20 protein-coding genes, 1 other RNA gene and 1 pseudogene are annotated in these 19,698 nt (G+C 67.5%); 14 read left to right on the top strand and 8 right to left on the bottom strand.

Annotated features, from left to right (window positions below):
- The first annotated feature begins 8 nt into the window (after positions 1-8).
- From D573_RS0106320 to D573_RS0106295, 5 genes are all read left to right on the top strand, one after another.
- Entirely contained in the window at positions 9-1,253 is a 1,245-nt protein-coding gene (locus D573_RS0106320; RefSeq protein WP_018937972.1) for a methyltransferase domain-containing protein, read from the top strand.
- Between the two features lie 372 nt (positions 1,254-1,625).
- Positions 1,626-3,968: a DNA translocase FtsK gene (locus tag D573_RS0106315; protein WP_018937971.1), complete on the top strand. Its 2,343-nt coding sequence runs from the start codon at positions 1,626-1,628 to the stop codon at positions 3,966-3,968.
- A gap of 140 nt (positions 3,969-4,108) precedes the next feature.
- Positions 4,109-4,780 carry an outer membrane lipoprotein chaperone LolA gene (lolA, locus tag D573_RS0106310; RefSeq protein ID WP_018167937.1) on the top strand — a complete coding sequence of 224 codons (672 nt, stop codon included), beginning with the start codon at positions 4,109-4,111 and terminating at the stop codon, positions 4,778-4,780.
- Positions 4,781-5,086: 306 nt separating this feature from the next.
- Positions 5,087-6,466 (top strand): replication-associated recombination protein A, encoded by a 1,380-nt coding sequence (locus D573_RS0106300; protein WP_018937969.1) that lies wholly within the window; start codon positions 5,087-5,089, stop codon positions 6,464-6,466.
- A 9-nt stretch (positions 6,467-6,475) separates the two neighbouring features.
- Positions 6,476-7,228 carry a TVP38/TMEM64 family protein gene (locus D573_RS0106295; RefSeq protein WP_018650407.1) on the top strand — a complete coding sequence of 251 codons (753 nt, stop codon included), beginning with the start codon at positions 6,476-6,478 and terminating at the stop codon, positions 7,226-7,228.
- Here the strand turns inward: D573_RS0106295 and D573_RS0106290 are convergent.
- On the bottom strand, positions 7,163-7,720 hold the full coding sequence (locus D573_RS0106290; RefSeq protein WP_018937968.1) for a TMEM165/GDT1 family protein: 558 nt from the start codon (positions 7,718-7,720) through the stop codon (positions 7,163-7,165). The two genes, D573_RS0106295 and D573_RS0106290, sit on opposite strands and share 66 nt — an antisense overlap.
- A 166-nt stretch (positions 7,721-7,886) precedes the next feature.
- Here D573_RS0106290 and D573_RS0106285 point away from each other — a divergent pair, with 166 nt between their 5' ends.
- The 5 genes from D573_RS0106285 (at position 7,887) to D573_RS0106265 (ending at position 10,803) form a co-directional block, all read left to right on the top strand.
- A complete protein-coding gene (locus tag D573_RS0106285) occupies positions 7,887-8,129 on the top strand; it encodes a hypothetical protein (protein ID WP_018937967.1) in 243 nt (80 codons plus the stop codon).
- A gap of 91 nt (positions 8,130-8,220) precedes the next feature.
- Positions 8,221-8,577, top strand: a complete 357-nt coding sequence (locus D573_RS0106280; protein WP_018937966.1) for a DsrE family protein — start codon at positions 8,221-8,223, stop codon at positions 8,575-8,577.
- A gap of 236 nt (positions 8,578-8,813) precedes the next feature.
- A complete protein-coding gene (locus D573_RS0106275; RefSeq protein ID WP_018937965.1) occupies positions 8,814-9,755 on the top strand; it encodes an aldo/keto reductase in 942 nt (313 codons plus the stop codon).
- 36 nt (positions 9,756-9,791) lie between these two features.
- Positions 9,792-10,460: a DUF6064 family protein gene (locus D573_RS0106270; RefSeq protein ID WP_018937964.1), complete on the top strand. Its 669-nt coding sequence runs from the start codon at positions 9,792-9,794 to the stop codon at positions 10,458-10,460.
- Between the two features lie 70 nt (positions 10,461-10,530).
- The gene (locus D573_RS0106265) at positions 10,531-10,803 is read left to right on the top strand and encodes a cupin domain-containing protein (RefSeq protein ID WP_018937963.1); all 273 of its coding nucleotides are present in this window, start codon (positions 10,531-10,533) and stop codon (positions 10,801-10,803) included.
- Positions 10,804-10,939: 136 nt separating this feature from the next.
- Here the strand turns inward: D573_RS0106265 and D573_RS0106260 are convergent, their stop codons facing one another.
- The 6 genes from D573_RS0106260 to D573_RS0106240 all read right to left on the bottom strand — a co-directional run bounded on the left by D573_RS0106260 (position 10,940) and on the right by D573_RS0106240 (position 14,030).
- Complete coding sequence (locus D573_RS0106260; RefSeq protein WP_018937962.1) at positions 10,940-11,617, bottom strand: glutathione S-transferase family protein; 678 nt, start codon at positions 11,615-11,617, stop codon at positions 10,940-10,942.
- A 4-nt stretch (positions 11,618-11,621) separates the two neighbouring features.
- Positions 11,622-12,086 carry an EVE domain-containing protein gene (locus tag D573_RS0106255; protein WP_018176468.1) on the bottom strand — a complete coding sequence of 155 codons (465 nt, stop codon included), beginning with the start codon at positions 12,084-12,086 and terminating at the stop codon, positions 11,622-11,624.
- A 19-nt stretch (positions 12,087-12,105) separates the two neighbouring features.
- Positions 12,106-12,753 (bottom strand): 5-formyltetrahydrofolate cyclo-ligase, encoded by a 648-nt coding sequence (locus tag D573_RS0106250; protein ID WP_018937961.1) that lies wholly within the window; start codon positions 12,751-12,753, stop codon positions 12,106-12,108.
- 30 nt (positions 12,754-12,783) lie between these two features.
- Positions 12,784-12,969, bottom strand: a non-coding RNA gene (gene ssrS / locus D573_RS14150) — 6S RNA.
- A gap of 74 nt (positions 12,970-13,043) precedes the next feature.
- Positions 13,044-13,478 carry a rhodanese-like domain-containing protein gene (locus D573_RS0106245; RefSeq protein WP_018937960.1) on the bottom strand — a complete coding sequence of 145 codons (435 nt, stop codon included), beginning with the start codon at positions 13,476-13,478 and terminating at the stop codon, positions 13,044-13,046.
- A gap of 45 nt (positions 13,479-13,523) precedes the next feature.
- Positions 13,524-14,030: a heme-binding protein gene (locus D573_RS0106240; protein WP_018167912.1), complete on the bottom strand. Its 507-nt coding sequence runs from the start codon at positions 14,028-14,030 to the stop codon at positions 13,524-13,526.
- Between the two features lie 148 nt (positions 14,031-14,178).
- Here D573_RS0106240 and aroC point away from each other — a divergent pair, with 148 nt between their 5' ends.
- The 3 genes from aroC to dapB all read left to right on the top strand — a co-directional run bounded on the left by aroC (position 14,179) and on the right by dapB (position 17,356).
- Entirely contained in the window at positions 14,179-15,282 is a 1,104-nt protein-coding gene (gene aroC / locus D573_RS0106235; protein WP_018937959.1) for a chorismate synthase, read from the top strand.
- 44 nt (positions 15,283-15,326) lie between these two features.
- A complete protein-coding gene (locus D573_RS0106230) occupies positions 15,327-16,490 on the top strand; it encodes an MFS transporter (protein WP_018176465.1) in 1,164 nt (387 codons plus the stop codon).
- Between the two features lie 71 nt (positions 16,491-16,561).
- Entirely contained in the window at positions 16,562-17,356 is a 795-nt protein-coding gene (gene dapB, locus D573_RS0106225; RefSeq protein WP_018146247.1) for a 4-hydroxy-tetrahydrodipicolinate reductase, read from the top strand.
- Between the two features lie 284 nt (positions 17,357-17,640).
- Here the strand turns inward: dapB and D573_RS14955 are convergent.
- Positions 17,641-17,896, bottom strand: a pseudogene (locus D573_RS14955) (hypothetical protein).
- Positions 17,897-18,555: 659 nt separating this feature from the next.
- Between D573_RS14955 and carA the strand changes: the two are divergent.
- Complete coding sequence (gene carA / locus D573_RS0106220; RefSeq protein WP_018937958.1) at positions 18,556-19,689, top strand: glutamine-hydrolyzing carbamoyl-phosphate synthase small subunit; 1,134 nt, start codon at positions 18,556-18,558, stop codon at positions 19,687-19,689.
- The last annotated feature ends 9 nt before the right edge of the window (positions 19,690-19,698 follow it).

The following is a 19,698-nucleotide window of genomic DNA, read 5'->3' as shown; positions in this document are numbered from 1 at the left end:
GAGAGCTCATGCGGGACCCGTTTGCCAAACGGATCGAGGCGCCATCCCGGTCGAACCCGGGCGACGCAGCGGATATCGGGTTCATGCTGGACTGGGCGAGTGCCGAGGCCCGTCACCGCGAATGTCTGTTTCTGCCGAGGCTGTTGCCGGAACGGGACCACTGGCCGGGTGATCTGGGCACAGCCCTGCACGCGCTGGGAGTGGGGGCGGTACACGAGGCCTCGCGGGCGACAGCCGCGGCCCTGGTCCCGCCGTCCGAGGTGGATCGGGTGCGGGAGCTCCCGGCGTCGGCGTTCAATCGCGGGCTGCGCAGGCATCGCCGGGTGGAGCCCCGTGCGGGTCGTTTTTACCCGAGGGCGTTCATTGCCGGCCATGCGGGCGTCGAGGCCGGGGATCGCGAGCTGTTTCGGGTCGGGACGCTGGAGGAGGACCGCCTGGTGGCGGATCTGAACCATCCACTGGCGGACCATGAGCTGCGGTTGCAGGCGCGGGTCATGGCCCGCCACGCCCGCGGGCGTGATGACGACCACTCGGTGGATGTGGCCCGGCTGCTGACGGCCCGCGGGCCGGGCATGCAGGCGCGCTGGCGCGGACGGCCGACCGACTTCTGGACCGACGGCGCGCTGGAACGCGAGGATCCGGACCCCGATGCGGTGTTCTATGCCGAACCCCGGCGGGTGCATCACCTGGACGCCACCGCGCGCGCCGAGATTGCCGCGCTGTATGGCGCCTGCATCCCGGCCGGTGCGCGGGTGCTCGACCTGATGAGCAGCTGGGAGTCGCACCTGGACCGGGTGGAGACGCCGGAAGCGGTGATCGGGCTGGGCATGAACGCGCAGGAGCTGGCGGACAACCCCTGCCTGGCGTCCGCGCATGTGCAGGACCTCAATGTGCAGCCCGAGTTGCCGTATGCGGCGGGGAGCTTCGACGCCGTGGCCTGTACCGCGTCGGTCGAGTATCTGACGCAGCCGGAGGCGGTGTTCCAGGCAGTACGCGAGGTGCTGAGGCCGGGCGGGGTGTTCGTGGTGACGTTCTCCAACCGCTGCTTCCCGACCAAGGCGGTTGCGGTCTGGGAACGCCTGTACGACTTCGAGCGCATGGGGCTGGTGCTGGACCTGTTCCTGCGCGCCGGTTTCGCGGGTGTCGCGACCTTTTCCCTGCGCGGCCTGCCGCGGCCGGCGGATGATCCCTATGCCGGCCGGCTGAAGCATGCGGACCCAGTGTTTGCGGTATGGGGTTATCGATGGGACTGAGGGGTGGGCCTTTGCCGACACGGGCGGGGGCTTCGTGGGCAGGCCCGCTCCTGTAATGGCAGGGCTCGCCGAGCCCAGGCAGCCTGCCGGAAAGCGATCGGACCGGACTCGGTTCTCAGGCTGGGCAGGTCTGGCCCCCCGAAGAACGTTTTAACCGGTAAACTGCGCGATGATCCCGGGAAACGCCGATTCATCGGCGTTTCCCGGCGGCACAAGGAGGTGCCGCCGCAATCGACCACCGCAGGGGGTTGATTGTGAAGCAAGCTGCAAACCGCGTTTGCAGTGCAGCGTGCGCTGAGAAAGCCAGGATGGCTTTATTCAGCGCTTCCTTGAAAAGTTGCCCGCGCCGCGGGCCGGACCAGTGGGGAGCGCATGGCCGCAAGCAAGGCCAAATCCGGGGGCAAGGGTGCCAAGGGCAGCAAGACGGCAGAGCCGGCCGCACCGCCGAGCTTGAGTGGGCAACTCCTGCGTGGGCTGCGCGAGGGTGCGCTGCTGATCTTTGGCATGCTGGCGCTTTATCTGCTGGTGGCGCTGGCGAGCTATCACCCGGGCGATGCCGCCTGGTCGACCACCGGCGATGGCGAGGGTCTGCGCAATCTGGGCGGCACCACAGGCGCCTGGTTCGCTGATATCGCTTTTCATCTGCTCGGCTATCTGGCCTACCTGATCCCGCTGGCCGTGGGCGGTATTGGCTGGTGGCTGTTCCGGCATCGCCGCGAGGCGCAGATCGCCAGCCCCATGGAGCTCACCGTGCGCGGGCTGGCGTTGATCGTGGCGCTGATCGCCGGCTCGGCCCTGGCCGCGCTGCACCTGTTGCCGGGCGGGATGCCGGTCCATGCCGGCGGCATCCTCGGCGACCTGTTCGGCGGCTGGGCGGTCGCCGGGCTGAGCCTGGTGGGCGGGACACTGGTCCTGCTGGCGCTGTTCCTGGCCGGGGTGACCCTGTTTACCGGGCTGTCCTGGTTTCTGCTGATGGATCGTCTCGGACAGCTGGCCGTGCGTGGCTGGGAGCGTGCCCGCGTGGCGATCGACTCGGCCCGTGACCGCCGTATCGGCGCCCGCGAACGGGCCGAACGCGAGACCCGGGTGGAGAAGGAGCGCAAGCGCACCGAGAAACGCATGCCCTCGCGGGTGGAACCACGCATCGAGACACCCCCGCCCAGCCCGCGGGTGCAGAAGGAGAAGCAGGTCCCGCTGTTCACCGAGGGTACAGGCGCCGATCCACACCCGCCGCTGGCCCTGCTGGACGAGCCGCCGCCGCCGCCCGACGGATTCTCCGAGGAGTCGTTGCAGGCGCTCTCCCGCCTGGTGGAACTGAAGCTGAAGGACTTCGGTGTGGAGGTCGAGGTGGTCGCGGTGCAGCCGGGGCCGGTGATCACCCGCTTCGAATTGCAGCCGGCGGCCGGGGTGAAGGCCTCGCGCATCTCCGGGCTGTCCACCGATCTCGCGCGTTCGCTGTCGGTGATGGCCGTACGCATCGTCGAGGTGATCCCGGGCAAGTCCACGGTGGGGCTGGAGATCCCGAACGAGAACCGCGAGATCGTGGCCCTCTCGGAGATCCTGCGTTCGGATCTGTTCGACTCGAACAAGTCGCCGCTGACCATGGCGCTGGGCAAGGACATCGGCGGCGGCCCGGTGATCGCGGATCTGGCAAAGATGCCGCATCTGCTGGTCGCCGGGACGACCGGTTCCGGGAAATCGGTGGGCGTCAACGCCATGCTGCTGTCGCTACTGTACAAGTCCACGCCGGAAGACGTCCGCCTGATCCTGATCGATCCGAAGATGCTGGAGCTGTCGGTCTACGAGGGGATCCCGCATCTGCTGTGTTCGGTTGTCACCGACATGAAGGATGCCTCCAACGCCCTGCGCTGGGCGGTGGCGGAGATGGAGCGGCGCTACAAGCTGATGTCGGCGATGGGCGTGCGCAACATCGGCGGCTTCAACAAGAAGGTGCGTGATGCCCAGGCCGGCGGCGAGCCGCTGAAGGATCCGTTGTTCAAGCCGGAGGAGGCGATCACCGAGACCGAGGCGCCGGAACTGGAGCCGTTGCCGTTCGTTGTGGTTGTGGTCGACGAATTCGCCGACATGATCATGGTCGTGGGCAAGAAGGTCGAGGAGCTGATCGCCCGCCTGGCGCAGAAGGCCCGCGCCGCCGGCATCCACCTGATCCTGGCCACCCAGCGTCCGTCGGTGGACGTGATTACCGGGTTGATCAAGGCGAACATCCCCACCCGTATCGCCTTCCAGGTCTCCTCGCGCGTGGACTCGCGCACCATCCTCGATCAGATGGGTGCCGAGCACCTGCTGGGTCACGGCGACATGCTCTACCTGCCGCCGGGCAAGGCGATGCCCGAGCGCGTGCACGGTGCGTTCGTCAGCGACAACGAGGTGCATCAGGTGGTCGAGTACCTCAAGTCCACCGGCGAGCCGGACTACAACGACGCAATCCTCGACGAGCCCGAGGCCGGTGCGGCCAGCATCCCAGGGCTGGAGTCGCCCGAGGGGAACGGCAACGAATCGGACCCGCTCTACGATCAGGCCGTGCAGGTGGTCATCGAGTCACGCAAGGCCTCGATCTCGTTCGTCCAGCGCCGGCTCAAGATCGGCTACAACCGCGCCGCGCGCATGGTCGAAGACATGGAGGCCGCCGGCCTGGTCAGCCAGGTACAGTCGAACGGCAATCGCGAGGTCCTGGTTCCCGGCCCGAACGACTGAGCGCCCCGAACCCGAGGGCCTGGTTGGTGTCCATGTCCCTGATCGCGTGACGCGGTTCGTCATCCCTGTGCAGCACATTCACGCCGGGTTAAGCCTCGCGGCGCATCATGAATCGCATACTCATCCATCCTGGAGACTGCATGAACGCTCGTCCCCTTACGTGTCCGGGCGCCCTCTGGCGGGCCCTGTCCCTTGGCCTGGTACTGGCCTTGACCGCCGTTCCGGCCCTGGCCGCCGACCGCGGTATGGAGGATGCCCGCGCGGCGCTGGATCGCTTTGTCGATGGCCTTGAAAGCTTCTCCGCCGAATTTACCCAGACCGTGCGCGACGACACCGGCTACGTGCTGCAGGAGTCCGATGGCCGCATGCAGCTGGGGCTGCCCAATCGCCTGCACTGGGAGGTGACCGAGCCGTTCCCGCAGACCATCGTCTCCGATGGCGAGGACCTGTGGATGTACGACCCGGACCTGTCGCAGGCCACGGTGCGCCCGCTGGGGGATGCCTTCGACGCCACGCCGATCGCCGCGATCACCCAGCCGGAGCGCCTGGACGAGCACTTCCGCATGTCACTGCGCCCGGTGCCGGGCGGCGATGCCCTGCGCCTGGTGCTGGTGCCGCGCAACGAACAGGCCGACTTCACCAGTCTGGACCTGGACCTGACCGCGGATGGCGACCTGACCCGCATGGCCTTCCGCGACATCTTCGGCCAGGAGACCGTGATCCTCTTCCACGAAACCGAACGCAATGGCGAACTCGACCCGGGCGTGTTCACCTTCGACCCGCCGGCCGGGACCGACATCTATCGGCCTTGAGCGAGGTCCGCTCGCGGGTTATCTGCCACAAAGCGCACAGAGGCCACGGAGAAAACAAAGGCTTTCAGGGAGTGTAGGATGCGTTGAGCAAAGCGAAACGCATCGGTCGGAAGGCGGCGATATTCCGGGTGATCGATGTTGATGCCTTTCGCTTTGCTCAACGCATCCTACACATGGGCTGCGACACCCTCCCTTGGGTTTTCTCCGTGTCCTCTGTGTCCTCTGTGGTGCCATTCGCCCTTCTTCGTACCTTCGTGCACTTCGTGGTGAACAAGGCTCTTCGGCTCGAGGGGTTACAATCCCTCCATGAGTGATTCCCCCGAAGGCGATCTGTTCGGCCCCGATCCGGACGTGGCCTCGCCCGAACCCGAACCGGCCCCGGTCGCCCCGGATCCCTCGGCGCCGCTGGCCGAGCGCATGCGTCCGGCGCGGCTCGACGAGATGGTCGGCCAGGACCACCTGGTCGGCGCCGATGCCGCGCTGCGCCAGGCGATCGAGCAGGGCCAGACCCCGTCGATGATCCTCTGGGGCCCGCCCGGCTGCGGCAAGACGACGCTCGCGCGGCTGGTGGCGGCGGCCGGAGCCCAGCGCCTGGTCACGCTGTCCGCCGTGCTGGCGGGGGTCAAGGACGTCCGTGCGGTCGTCGAAGCCGCGAAAACCCGCCGCCGCAAAGGTGTCGGGACGCTGCTGTTCATTGACGAGATCCACCGCTTCAACAAGGGCCAGCAGGACGCCCTGCTGCCGCACATTGAGGACGGTACGCTGACCTTCGTCGGCGCGACCACCGAGAATCCTTCGTTCGCACTCAACAGCGCGCTGCTGTCGCGCGCGCGGGTCTATCGCATGGAGGCGGTCGTGGCGGAGGCCATCGAGGCCCTGATCGACCGGGCCCTCAATGACCCCGAGCGCGGTCTGGGCGGGCGCGGCCTGACGCTGGACCCGGAGGAGCGTCAGCGTCTTGCGCGCGCCGCGGACGGCGATGCCCGGCGTGCCCTGAACTGGCTGGAGACCGCCTCGGACCTGGCGCGCGATGGCGCCATCACCGGCGACGCGCTGCGCGCGGTGATGGGGGCGCAGTCACTGGCCTTCGACCGTCAGGGCGATGCCTTCTACGACCAGATCTCCGCCCTGCACAAGTCCGTGCGTGGGTCCGATCCGAACGCCGCGGTGTACTGGCTCACCCGCATGCTGGATGCCGGCTGTGACCCGGACTACCTCGGTCGTCGCCTGCTGCGCATGGCCTACGAGGACATTGGCCTGGCCGCGGTTGGCCTCGGTGCGCGGGTGCTGGCGGCCTGGCAGACCATGGAACGTCTGGGCCGGCCGGAAGGCGATCTGGCGCTGGTACAGGCAGTGATCGAACTGGCCTCCGCACCCAAGAGCAACAGCGCCTATGCCGCGCTGAACGGCGCGCGGGCCGCGATCCGCGACAGCGGCAGCGCGGGCGTGCCCCTGCACCTGCGCAATGCCCCGACCGAGCTGATGCGTGCCGAGGGCTTCGGTGCCGGGTATCGCTACGACCACGACGAACCGGACGGGTTTGCGCGCGGACAGGTCTATCTGCCCGAAGGGCTGGAAGAAGCGCGCTTCTATAGTCCGCGCCGGGATGGTACCGAGCGCGCGCTGGCGGAGCGTCTGCAGCGTCTGCGCGGCAGCGGCGGTGAAGACCCCGGGGACGGGGGCTGACGGGGTGACATGAGGATTCGACATCACAAGAGCTGGCTGACGGTCGCGGCGATCCTGTTCGGGGTCTCGCTGGCGTGGATCCTGTTGACCACCGAGTGGCCCAGCCTCGGCGTTCCGCTGGGCGAGCTGGAGGTCTGGCTGCTCAGCTGGGGCCCTGGGGCCTACCTGGTATTCGTGCTGGCGTTTGTCGTGCTGGCCCTGTTCCCGCTGCCGAGCACCTTCTGGATCCTGCTGGGCGGGGCCTTGTTCGGTCCCTTCACCGGTGGCGCCCTGAGTCTGCTGGCGGCCACCGTGGCGGCGGTCATCGCCTTCATGCTGGCCCGTACCTGGCTGCAGCCCTGGCTGGTTCCGCGCATGGGGCCGCGCAGTACCCGGCTGCGCGAGGATGTGGAGGCCGAGGGTTGGCGCGTGGTGGCCCTGACCCGGCTGGTACCGGTGTTTCCGTTTGCGCCCACCAACTATGCCCTGGGGCTGGTGCGCCTGCCGCTGCCCGTGTTTGCACTGACGACGGTGGTGGCGCTGATCCCGGGCCTGTTCGCCTATGCCTGGCTGGGGCATGCCACCCGCGAGGTGGCCAGTGGTGCCGACAGCGGGGTGCAACTGGGTCTGGCGCTGCTCGCGGTGCTGGCATTGCTGCTGTTGCTGCCGCGCCTGGTGCGGCGCATCTGGCTGGGACAGAAGATGCTGCACTCGGACTCAGACCCAGGCCAGCAGTACCCCGAGGCCCAGGGCGAAGAACAGCAGCGCCGCGAGCGCGCGTAGCAGCCGCAGCGGCAGGTGACAGGCGAAACGCTGGCCCAGCCATACGACCGGGGCATTGGCCAGGACCATACCGATGGTCGAGCCGATCACGACCAGGATCAGGTTGTCGAAGGTCGCGGCCAGCGCGGCGGTAGCCACCTGCGTCTTGTCGCCCATCTCGACCAGGAAGAACAGCACCGTGGTGGTCCAGAACACGCCGTGTTTCGAGGGGGCGGGCAGCTCGTCCTCGCTATCCGGCACCAGCACCCAGGCGGCCATGACGATGAACCCGAGCCCCAGCCCCCAGCGCAGCCACTCGTCCGGCACGCTGGCGCCGATCCAGACGCCGGCCAGCGCGGCGAGGAAGTGATTGGCCAGGGTCGCCACCACGATGCCCCAGATGATGGGCCAGGTCTGCTGGTAGCGGCAGATCAGGAGCAGCGCGAGGAGTTGGGTCTTGTCGCCCATCTCGGCGATGGCGACGATGACGGTGGAGACGAGCAGGGCTTCCATGATGGTCTTCCGGACCGGGCGGCTACTGCGGACCGCGGTGGTGAGGCCAGGCGGTTCCCGGGCCTGCCGCGTCGCGCCCCCTGAAGCTGGCAAAAGTGTAGAAGGCGGCCCCGTTACCGGCAAGAACGGGCTGCGCCGTGCGCGGGCCTTGGGTAGGATGCGCGCGATGAAAGCCTTCGTACGCTGGGTAGATCGCGCACCGCTGTGGCTGTTTGCCCTGCTGGTGGCCACGCTGGGCCTGGCCCCCTGGATCCCCGAGCCGCATGTCGCGGAGAAGCTGCGCTGGTTGCTCGCCGGCGAGCTGATCCGGGTGCGGGACATCCTCGACCTGGTCATGCACGCCATCCCCTGGCTGCTGATGGCCTTCAAGCTCTACCGGACCAGTGTGACGGCGAGGGGCAGGCCCTGATCCGAGTGTTTCTCCGCGGCTTGTGGGAAATCGACGCCGGGCGTGCCTGCCGCTACGGTTGCAGCACGTTTCAAGCACTCAGGAGAACCCCATGCGTTTTATTGTTGCTGTCACCGCCGGTACCGACGACCCCACCCGTGCGACGCTCGGCATGATCGCCGCCAACGTGGCCAAGCAGCAGGGCCATGACGTGACCGTCTGGCTGCAGGGCGAGGCCGTGAACATCGCCAACCGCAATGTCTACGACAAGATCGTCGGCCACAACATGCCGGCGATGAAGGACATCGTCGATTCACTGGTCAGTGAAGGCGTCCCGCTCTGGGCCTGCGAAGCCTGCGCCAAGGGCCGCGACGTCGGCGAACACAACTTCCTGCCGAACGCCGAGATGGCCGGCATGGGCCAGTACGTCCAGGCCGTCGCCGAGTACGACCGCTCGATGAGCTTCTGATCGAATCTCCATCGGCACGGGCGGGGCCCTGCATCCCCGCCCGTTTCTTCTGGAGGAGCTTGTGAGCGGGTTGTCACCGCGCTGCAAACGGCGGTACCCCGGTTTCGAACCCTCCTGATTCCATAATTGCTCGGGTTGATGCCCCGCGTTGGTGAAGGCCCGGTGGATGCCCGCACCGGGAACTTGTGGCGCAGCCCAATGGCCCACGGATTGAGTCTTCTTCGGTGATCCGGGCCATGAATCAACCCACCTTGTGGCGTTCGCGCCGATCCTTCCTGCGCTGGGTGACCGGCTCTGCCATGGCAGCCGGAGCGGGGTGGCCGGCCATCGGGATCGCTTCCGATGGGCGTGAACCGCGTCGAAAGCCGATCCCGTCTTCCGGGGAGAAGATCCCGGTGATCGGGATGGGGACGTGGATTACCTTCAATGTGCAGGAGGATCCCGAAGCGCTGGCGGTGCGTACCCGGATCCTGGATACCTTTGTCCGCCGTGGCGGCGGGTTGATCGACTCCTCGCCGATGTACGGGCGCGCGGAGGCGGTGGTCGGTCACGGCCTGCGCGAACTGGGCCATCCGGAGGGTGTGTTCTCGGCGACCAAGATCTGGACGCGCAGCACCTCGACCGGCCGCGACCAGCATGCGGAGTCGCGGGATCTGTGGGGTGTCGACACCCTGGACCTGCAGCAGGTGCACAACCTGCAGAACTGGGAGGCGCACCTGGAAACCCTGCGCGAGCGCCGTGAGGCGGGGGAGGTTCGCTATCTCGGCGTGACTACCTCGCACGCGCGGCGCCACGATGAGCTGGAGCGCATCCTGCGGCGCGAGGACCTGGACTTCGTGCAGCTGACCTACAACATCCTGGATCGCGAAGCGGAACAGCGCCTGTTGCCGTTGGCGCGGGAACGCGGGGTGGCGGTGATCGCGAACCGCCCGTTTCGGCGCAAGGCGCTGATCAACCAGTTCGCGGGGCATCCGCTGCCGGAATGGGCGGCGGAGATCGAATGCGAGAACTGGCCGCAGTTCCTGCTCAAATTCATCGTCTCGCACCCGGACGTGACCTGTGCGATCCCCGCGACCTCGGTGGTGGCGCACATGGAGGAGAACATGGGCGCGCTGTACGGTCCCATGCCGGACGCCGGGATGCGCAGCCGCATGGTGGCGTACGTGCAGGACCTGTAGGGTTGGCCTCCGAATCCTTGCGACCGGGAAGCCGACATGCTGCCGTTTGAGGCCTCGACCTGGCTGGCGATCCTGGGGCAGTACAACACCGCGATCTGGCCCCTGCACGGGATCGGCGCACTGCTTGCCCTGGTGGCTGTGGGGCTGGTGGTTCCGGGCTCGCGTGCGGCCGGCCGCGTCATTGGCCTGTTGCTGGGCGTGCTGTGGATCTGGACCGGGGTTGCCTTCTTCGGTGGTTCGCTGGCGCCGTTCCACTTCGCCTCCGAGTGGCTGGCCGGAGTGTTCGTGGCCCAGGGCCTGATGCTGGTGTTCGCGCTGACCCTGTTGGGCCAGGCCCGCTTCGGCTGGCCCGGCGGGCTCGCGGGTAGCGGCGCGGTCTTGATGATCGTCTACGCGCTGGTGGGCTATCCCTTGCTGGATCTCGCATTGACCGGCACGCCCTGGACGCAGCTGCAATATGTCGGCGTGGCCCCGGGACCGGTGATGCTGCTGACCCTGGGGCTGCTGTTGCTGGTGCCGTCGCGTCCGCCCCTGGTGCTGGCGATCATCCCGCTGCTGTGGGCGCTGGTCACCGGCTACATGGCCTGGGGCCTTGGCCAGTGGCTGGAATTCCTGCCGGCCGGCCTCGGCGTGGGGGCGTTCGTGCTCCTGCTGCTGCGGCGCTTTGGCGGTACGGCGCGGTCAGGCCCGCGCCCGGGTGTTTGACCGGACCGGCGGTTGGTCTGCGAACGCGTTGGGTTTAGGCTCGCGTGCTCTCGGTATTGAGGAGGCTGTCATGTCGATCGAAGTGATTCATCGCCCGGACCACGACCACCTGGAACGCCTGGGGGTGTTCGGCTGGCCGGTCTGGGAGAAGGAGGTCTCGACCTTCCCCTGGCACTACGACGAGCGCGAGGTCTGCTACATCCTGGAAGGCCAGGTCACGGTGACTCCGGACGGCGGTGAGCCGGTCACGGTCGGCGAGGGCGACCTGGTCACCTTCCCCGAGGGCATGGACTGCACCTGGGAGATCCACCGCGACATCCGCAAGCACTACCGCTTTGGGTGAAATGACTCTGGCCTGCGCTTGGGCCGGGGTCCCTGCGAGATCGCCACGTCGCTGCGCTCCTCGCGATGACGACGAGTCTGAGTGCTGTGGATGAGGGACGCGGCGCATGGCCCGTTGAAGGGTTGTCGCCAACCGGTCAGCGGGCGAGCCAGTGGGTGTTGAGGGGGGTGTGGAAGGTCTCCTCGACGCGGCGGAGGTAGTAGAGCATGTCGACCGGCAGGTTGATGCCGTCGTGCATTTGTAGCGGGTAGAGGTCGGCGGCGATCACGCAGTCGGCGATCGACGGGTGGCCGAGGTAGAAGCGGTTGGCGGCCAGGTGTTTGGCCAGTTCCGGCAGGTGGCTCAGTTTGGCGAGCTGGTTGTAGCCGTCGTAGCGGTCGTTGGCGAGTTCCTCCAGCGACAGGCCGAAGCGGTGCTGCACATGCGCCTTGAAGTCGGCCAGGGCCTCGGCGCTCTCGCCGATGCCGTGAAAGCCCGGCGCCAGCGGGGCGTAGAGTCGGTCCAGCACGATCTCCACCTTGGCGCGCCAGTCCACCAGGGCCTGCCAGGCGTCCTCGGCGATGACGCCATCGGATAGTGGCTCGCCGGTCGGGAACAGGTGGTCGATATCGCGCAATGCGGTGACCGTGTCGGTGTGCAGCGTAGCGTCGTCGGTTTGCAGGATCGGGGACTGGCGGGCCACGCCCAGTTCGAAGAAGGTCTCGTCGTCGAACCAGTCCAGCGCGCGGGTCTCCAGCGCGACACCCTTGTAGCCGCAGGCCAGGCGCAGGCGGTCGGCCTTCGCATCGTGCGGGAAGTGGTAGAGCGTGGCCACGCGTTTACTTCCCGCGCTGGGCGTGGCTCAGGATGAAGTCCCACTGGTCCTGGGTGATGGGCATTACCGACAACCGGTTGCCGCGGCGCACCAGCGGGCAGTCCTCGAGCTGCGGCTGCTGCTTCAGCCAGTCCAGGGTGATGATGTCGCCGAATTTTTCCTCGAAGGCGACGTCCACGCGCAGCCAGCGCGGGTTGTCCGGGTCGCTCTTTGGGTCGTAGTGCGGATCTTCGGGGTCGAAGGCGCAGGTGTCCGGGTAGGCCTCTTTCTCGATGCGCAGGATGCCGACGATGCCCGGTGGCTTGGCGTTGGAGTGGTAGAAGAAGGCCAGATCGCCTTTCTTCATTTCGTCGCGCATCATGTTGCGCACCTGGTAGTTGCGGATGCCGTCCCACGGCTCCACGCCGACGCGTTCCAGGTCGTCGATGCTGAACTCGTCGGGTTCGGACTTCATCAGCCAGTAGGCCATGCGGGCTCCTTCAGGGGTTTCAGTCGAGCGTATTGTGCCGCGCGCGGTCTGGAAGCGCATGCCAGCCCTGTTCTGTGACAACGCCATCCAGCGGGACGTCCCAGGGCTGTGTGGGCAGCGCCGGGACGCCCTGCAGCGAGTGGGCCACGCCGATCAGTTTCGGCCGGCGGATGCCGAAGCGGCGCCGGGCGAAGTAGCGATCGTAGTAGCCCGCGCCCATGCCCATGCGGTTGCCGGCAGTGTCAAAGGCCACCAGCGGCATCAGCACCACCTGCATCTCGCGGCGCCAGATGCGCGGGGCGTCCGGACAGGGCTCGGCGATGCCGAAGCCGTTGTGGCAAAGCGGCTCATCCGGGGCCCAGGTGTGGAAATGCATGTGCCCGGGGCGTTTGTCGTCCATCACCGGCAGGGCGATGCGGGTGCCGCGCCGGGCCAGGGCGACGGTCAGTGGGGTCAGGTCGACCTCGCCGCGCAGGCCGCGATAGGCGCCGACACAATGCGGCTTCCAGCGCTCGAACCAGCGCAGCAGGTGTCCGCAAATGGCGGCAGAGTGGTGGTCGAGCTGGGCATCCGACAAAGCCGCCCGCGCGCGGCGCAGGCGCAGACGCAGGGCACGCAGATCGTCGGGCGATAGCGAATCTTGAACGGAGTCGGTTTCCGCAGGCATAAAGGAAATCGGGATCAATAAAGAAGTGGACGCGCCCCGCAGGCGCCGGCGTGGCCCTTGACCTTGAACCTAGGGCTCAGGTGGGAGAAGTCTCCGGATCTTTAGGCTTTCCGCTCGAAGACGGACATGCACAGCGAAACGGAAGTACTCGGTCCCGTGGTGAAAAATTAAGGCTCAAGGGTACCACCGGGCCACAATCGAACGCCGCAGTGACGCGTCCGAGTTCATTATGAACCAAACCCCCTGGGGTGCGCGCAACCCCCGTGGCTGTAGGGGATCCGTCGCGGGCCTCAGCACTGCTCCCAGGGCAGGCCGTGGTAGCGCCAGCCGCTGCGGGTGGAGCGCTGGTGGTTCTCGTCCAGTGGTCCTTCGAAGCCCTCGTCCACCGAGAAGACATGCTCGATGCCGGCGTCCACCAGGGCCTGCCCGGCGTCCAGCGTGCGCTTGCCGCTGCGGCAGATCAGGTACAGGGCCGGTGCTTCTTCGCTGTGATCGCTGACGCCGCCCAGCAGCAGCTTGCGCACCTGCGGCACGAACTGTGGGTTCACGGTCCAGTCGGGTTCGTCGATCCACGGGATGTGGATGGAGCCGGTCGGATGGCCGACGAACAGATACTCCATGGTCGAGCGGACGTCGATCAGCAGGTCGCGCGGGCGTGCCTGCAGACGCTCGTAGGTCTCCACCGGCGAGATGCGTTTCGGGGCGGGGCGGGGGGTGTCGGTCATGGTGTTTTCCTGGGGGCTGGCGCCGTTCCCTGGCACCCGCAATGCTTACATGGCGAAGTCGAGGCGTTCCTGGACCCGGTCGATCCCGGCCTGGGCGCATTCCTCGTCGAGATCGCCGCCGGGCGCACCGGACACGCCGACCGCACCGAGCATGCTCCCGGCCGCTTCGATTGGCAGGCCGCCGGCCAGCATGATGATGCCATCCACGTGGTTCATCTCCATGCGGATGTCTTCGCGGTTGTCGCGGAAGTTGGCGGAGGTAGTGCCGGACATGGTCACGGCCCGGGCCTTGTCGCCGGCAATCTGGATGGTCTGCACGCCGGCCATGCGGTCGCGCAGGACCACTTGGTCGTTGCCGGCGCGATCAACCACGACCACCGCGGTCTGGTGGCCCATCTCGCGGCAGGCCTCGACGGCGCCCATAGCGATGTCGTTGGCCAGTTCAAGGGTCATGAAGCGCTGGGTATAGACATCGGCCTGGGCGCTGCTGGCGAGGCCGAGGCACAGGGCCGCGGCGGTGCCGGTCACCAGGCGGGTCAGGGAATTCGTCATGGGTTCCTCCTTTCTGGTTATGGGTGTTGCACGTCGATCATGGCAGATAGGGGACGTGGTTGCCGAGCGTGCCATTCCGCCCGTCGCCGACCGGCCGCCGGGTGGGGGAACAGGCGACAGCCGGCGCGGCCGCGGATACACTACGCGCATGTCGGGAAACAGCTTTGGGCGACTGTTCGTCGTCAGTACCTTTGGTGAAAGTCACGGGCCGGCCCTGGGCGCGGTGGTGGACGGTTGTCCGCCCGGTCTGGAGCTTTGCGAGGCGGATCTGCAGTTTGACCTGGATCGCCGCCGGCCGGGCCAGTCGCGCCACACCACCCAGCGTCGCGAGCCGGATCAGGTCCGTATCCTGTCAGGGGTGTTCGAGGGGCGTACCACGGGTACGCCGATCGGGCTGCTGATCGAGAACGTCGATCAGCGCTCCAAGGATTACGGCGACATCCAGGACCGCTTCCGCCCGGGGCATGCGGACTACACCTATCACCAGAAATACGGCGTGCGTGATTACCGCGGCGGCGGGCGCAGTTCTGCGCGCGAGACCGCGCTGCGGGTGGCGGCCGGTGGCATCGCGCGGCGCTATCTCGAGCAGCGCTACGGGATCACCATCCGCGGCTGGTTGTCGCAGCTCGGCCCGATCGAGCTGGAGCCGAAGCAGCCGGAGATCGCGAACGACAACCCGTTCTTCTCCCCCGACCCAGACAAGGTGCCGGAGCTGGAGGAGTACATGGACGCCCTGCGCAAGTCGGGCGATTCCATCGGGGCACGGGTGACGGTCGAGGCGACCGGGGTGCCGGCTGGCTGGGGCGAGCCGGTGTTCGACCGCCTGGACGCCGACCTGGCGCACGCGCTGATGAGCATCAACGCGGTGAAGGGCGTGGAGATCGGCGCAGGTTTCGAATCCGTGACCCAGCGCGGCACCGAGCACCGCGACGAGATCACCCCCGAGGGCTTTCTGTCCAACCACGCCGGCGGCGTGCTGGGCGGGATCAGCACCGGTCAGGCGGTGCAGGCCAGCATTGCCATGAAGCCGACGTCCAGCATCCGTCTGCCCGGGCGCAGCATCAACACCGCCGGCGAGCCGGTGGAGGTGGTCACCAAGGGGCGGCACGACCCCTGCGTGGGCATCCGCGCGACCCCGATCGCCGAGGCGATGATGGCGCTGGTGCTGATGGACCACGCCCTGCGTCACCGTGCGCAGAACGCCGATGTCCCGGACTCGGGGCTGGAGCTGCGCGACCATCCCGGCGAATGACGCGGCCTTCGGCCGTGTCGTCCTGATCGTGTAGCGGTCCCCTCATGGCAGTGACGCAGAACGCGCGCCTGTCCGCGGTCTACTTCTTCTATTTCGCCAGCCTCGGCGCCTTCATGCCGTTCTGGGGGCCGTACCTCTCCGAGGAGGGGTTCAGCGGCGCCCAGATCGGCGAGCTGATGGCGATCGTGCTGGCGACCAAGATCATTGCGCCCAACGTCTGGGGCTGGCTGGCGGATCGCGCCGGCGCGCACATGCCGATCGCCCGCTGGGGCGCGCTGGGCGGGGCGGTCGCCTTCACCGGAGTGTTGCTGTACACCGGGTATTGGTGGCTGGCCGTGGTGATGGCGGCCTACAGCTTTTTCTGGAACGCGATCCTGCCGCAGTTCGAGGCGGCCACCATGCGGTCGCTGGGGCGGGACGCGCATCGCTACGCGCTGGTCCGGCTGTGGGGCTCGGTCGGTTTCATCGTCGCGGTGGCGGTGCTGGGCTGGGCCTTCGACCGGATCGCAGTGGCCTGGCTGCCGTGGATCGTGCTGGCGGTGCTGATCGCGGTGGTGGCGGCGTCGCAGTTCGTGCGCGAGCCGGCGCGCAACCTCGACGAGGACAATAACGCCCCGCCCCTGCTAACCGTGTTGCGCCGCCCCGAGGTGATCGCGCTGTTTGTGGCCTGCTTCTTCATGCAGGCGAGCCACGGGCCGTACTACGCCTTCTTTACCCTGTACCTGGAACAGGCCGGCTACTCGCGCTCGGTGGCCGGGCAGCTGTGGGCGCTGGGGGTGGCCGCCGAGGTGGTGCTGTTCCTGTTGATGCCGCGGTTGATCCTGCGTTTTGGGGCCTGGTTGCTGGTGTCGGCGGCGCTGGTGTTGACCACGCTGCGCTGGGGGCTGCTGGCGGCGGTGCCGGATTCTCTGCCGATGCTGCTGTTCATCCAGATCCTGCATGCGGCCAGTTACGGGGTGTACCACGCGGCGGCGATCTCGCTGATCCACTATTTCTTCCCCGGGCGGTTGCAGGGGCGCGGGCAGGCCCTGTATTCGTCGCTGGCCTTCGGGTTGGGCGGTGCCTCGGGATCCCTGGTGGCCGGCTATCTGTGGGATGGCATCAGCCCAGCCTCGGTGTATGTGTTCGCGGCATTCCTGGCAGCGGCCGGGGTGATCGCCTCGGTGTATGGCGAATGGCGTTTCCGCACCCCGGTGCGAACCCTGTAACTGGCGTGCCCGCGCAAAGCTTCGTAGGGTGCGCGTAACCCGATGGACCGATAGCACTGGATGGAACAAAGATGATTCGAATTGCGATTGCGGGCGCCGGCGGGCGCATGGGCCAGAACCTGGTGCAGGCGGTGGACGAACACCCCGATGCCCAGCTGGGGGCGGCCAGTGAGCGCCCCGGCAGCGAGACCATCGGTCAGGCGGTGGGCGCGGAGGGCCGGGTGCGCCTGGTCGAGGATCTGGCGACGGTTACCGACGATTTCGATGTGCTGATCGATTTCACCTCGCCGCAGGCGACCATGCAGCACCTGGAGCTGTGTGCGAACGCCGGAAAGGCACTGGTGATCGGCACCACCGGGCTGGATGCGGAGCAGGAGCAGCGCCTGCAGGCGGCGGCAGGGGATCTGCCGATCGTCTATGCGCCGAACATGAGTGTCGGGGTCAATCTGACCTTCAAGCTGGTGGAGCTGGCCGCGCGGGCGCTGGGCGACAGCGTGGATGTGGAGATCCTGGAGGCCCATCACCGGCACAAGGTGGACGCGCCCTCCGGTACCGCGCTGAAGCTCGGGCGTGTGGTCGCGGAGACCCTGGGCCGCGATCTGGAGCAGGACGCCGTCTACGGGCGCGAGGGCCAGACCGGAGCCCGTGACCGGCGCACCATCGGTTTTGCCACGGTGCGCGGCGGCGACATCGTCGGCGAGCACACGACCCTGTTTGCGGGTGATGGCGAGCGTGTGGAGATCACCCACAAGGCCTCCAGTCGCACGGTGTTTGCCTCCGGTGCAGTGCGTGCGGCGGTCTGGCTGGCCGGCGCCGGAAATGGGCTGTTCGACATGCAGGATGTGCTGGGGCTGCGCGACCTCTAGCCGGTTGGGGCTCCGTTTGGCGAAGGCTAGGCCTGGTTCGTCATCCGGTGTTTACGGTGCCTTCGTCCGACCGCCAGGCTTGTTGTGGCTGGCCCTGGTTCGGCATCGGGTGTTTACGGTGCTTTCGTCGAGCCGCCTGCCCGGCGCTGACTCGCCAGCGCGCCGCGAGGTACTTTCTTGCTTGCCCAAGAAAGTACCCAAAGAAGGGCACCCGGATTCCGCCCGGGAACCTTGCTCCAGGGCCCTCGGGCCGGCGGCGCTGAACTCGCTACGCTGCGCTTCGCTCAGACATCCAGCGCCTTCTCCCGGCCCGAGAACCCTTCCGCAAGGGGCTCCATACGGGGGGGCAAAACAGAAAGTATCCCGTAGGGTGCGGTTGAGCGCAGGGAAACGCACCGTTCTCCACGCCGTGCGACACGCTGATGCGATTCGCTGCGCTCATCGGCATCCTACGAAAGCCCCCGGCGCCCGCTACGCGGGCGCGGCACGCCATGGCCGAAGGCCGAGCGTGCCGAAGATGCTCGAAGACCTAGCCATCATCCACTGGCAACAACGCTGGGACAGCCGTTGTTTGGACCTGCCTCCCCGTTGTCGTCGCGCCGAGCGGAGAGGCTTTTCGCGGGACGATTCTAAATAGACACGGGGCGCTGGATGTCTGAGCGAAGCCGAAGGCGCAGCGAGTTCAGCGCCGCCCGCGAAAAGCCTCGGAGCGAGGGAAACCCTGGCCCGCACAGCGGGCCGGGGTCGCGGCAGTCGGGCGTGTTTCTTGGGCACTTCTTTGCTCGTGCAAAGAAGTGCCTCGCGGTGCGCTCGCGAGAGAGCGCCTGGCAGGTGGCGGACCGGAGCCGCCGTAAACACCGAGCGATGAACCAGGGCCAGCCTGAATGGCCAGGCTGGCCACGGAGCATCGGCTTCATACCTGGGCTGGGTAGGCAGTGTTCGGGCCCGGAAAGCGGGCGGCGAGTGGCGGGCGGAGACGCCGGAAGTGGGGATCTCGTTGGACGCCGCGCGCGGCGCTCGCGTACACTTGAAGGCGTAATCGTATCCGTCCTCCGAGCACCGAATCGTTGCCGAAAAAGGGGTTCACACCCCGGTAGAATGGTGCGGACGAGGGCGGGTCGCAGATCCCGAACGAATCGCAGTACCGCCGCCGGCGAATCGCCTGGCGGCCCCGACCCAGACCACCCGGAGGTCCCCCTGTGTCCGCGCCTGCTCTGCTCGTCCTGGAAGATGGCACTGTGTTTCATGGTCAGGCGATTGGCGCCCTGGGCCAGACGGTTGGCGAGGTGGTGTTCAACACCGCGATGACCGGGTACCAGGAGATCCTCACCGACCCGTCCTATCACCGGCAGATGGTCACGCTGACCTACCCGCATATCGGCAACACCGGAACGAACCCGGAAGACGACGAGTCCTCGCGGGCTCATGCCGCGGGCCTGATCATCCGGGATCTGCCGCCGCTGGTGTCCAACTGGCGCTCGCGCGAGTCGCTGCCGGACTACCTGCTGCGCCATGGGATCGTGGCGATCAGCGGGATCGATACCCGCAAGCTGACCCGCATCCTGCGCGAGAAGGGCGCGCTGAACGGCTGCATCCAGGCCGGCGACGTGGACGAGGCCTCGGCCCTGGCGGCCGCGCGAGAGTTCCCCGGTATCAAGGGCATGGATCTGGCGCGCGAGGTGACCACGCGCAGCCGCTACGAGTGGCTGGAAGGGACCTGGCAGCTGGGTGAAGAACCGGCGCGGGTCGATGCGAAGGCCGCCGACTATCACGTGGTCGCTTACGACTTCGGCATGAAGCAGAACATCCTGCGCATGCTGGCGGATCGCGGCTGCCGCGTGACCGTGGTCCCGGCCGAGACGCCAGTGGACGAGGTGATGGAGCTCAAGCCCGACGGGGTGTTCCTGTCCAACGGGCCGGGCGATCCCGAGCCCTGCACCTATGCGATCGAGGCGATCCGGGATTTCTGCGAGCGCAAACTGCCGCTGTTCGGAATCTGCCTGGGGCATCAGTTGCTGGGTATCGCCAGTGGCGGCAAGAGCGTGAAGATGAAGTTCGGCCACCACGGGGCGAACCACCCGATCCGGCACGAGGCCAGTGGGCGAGTGATGATCTCGTCGCAGAACCACGGCTTCGCGATCGACGAAGACAACCTGCCGGAGACGCTGACACCGACGTACCGGTCGCTGTTCGACGGCACGCTGCAGGGCGTCGCCCGCACCGACTGCCCGGCGTTCAGCCTGCAGGGCCACCCCGAGGCGAGCCCGGGGCCGCATGACGTGTCCCCGGCGTTCGACGACTTTGTCGAGATGATGCGCACGGCGCGCAGCTAACGCCTTCCC

Source organism: Thioalkalivibrio sp. AKL9, from assembly GCF_000377825.1.
GTDB classification, from domain to species: Bacteria; Pseudomonadota; Gammaproteobacteria; order Ectothiorhodospirales; family Ectothiorhodospiraceae; genus Thioalkalivibrio; species Thioalkalivibrio versutus.
The sequence above is the reverse complement of the archived record's forward strand: the minus strand, read 5'-3'. Positions and strand labels throughout refer to the sequence as shown.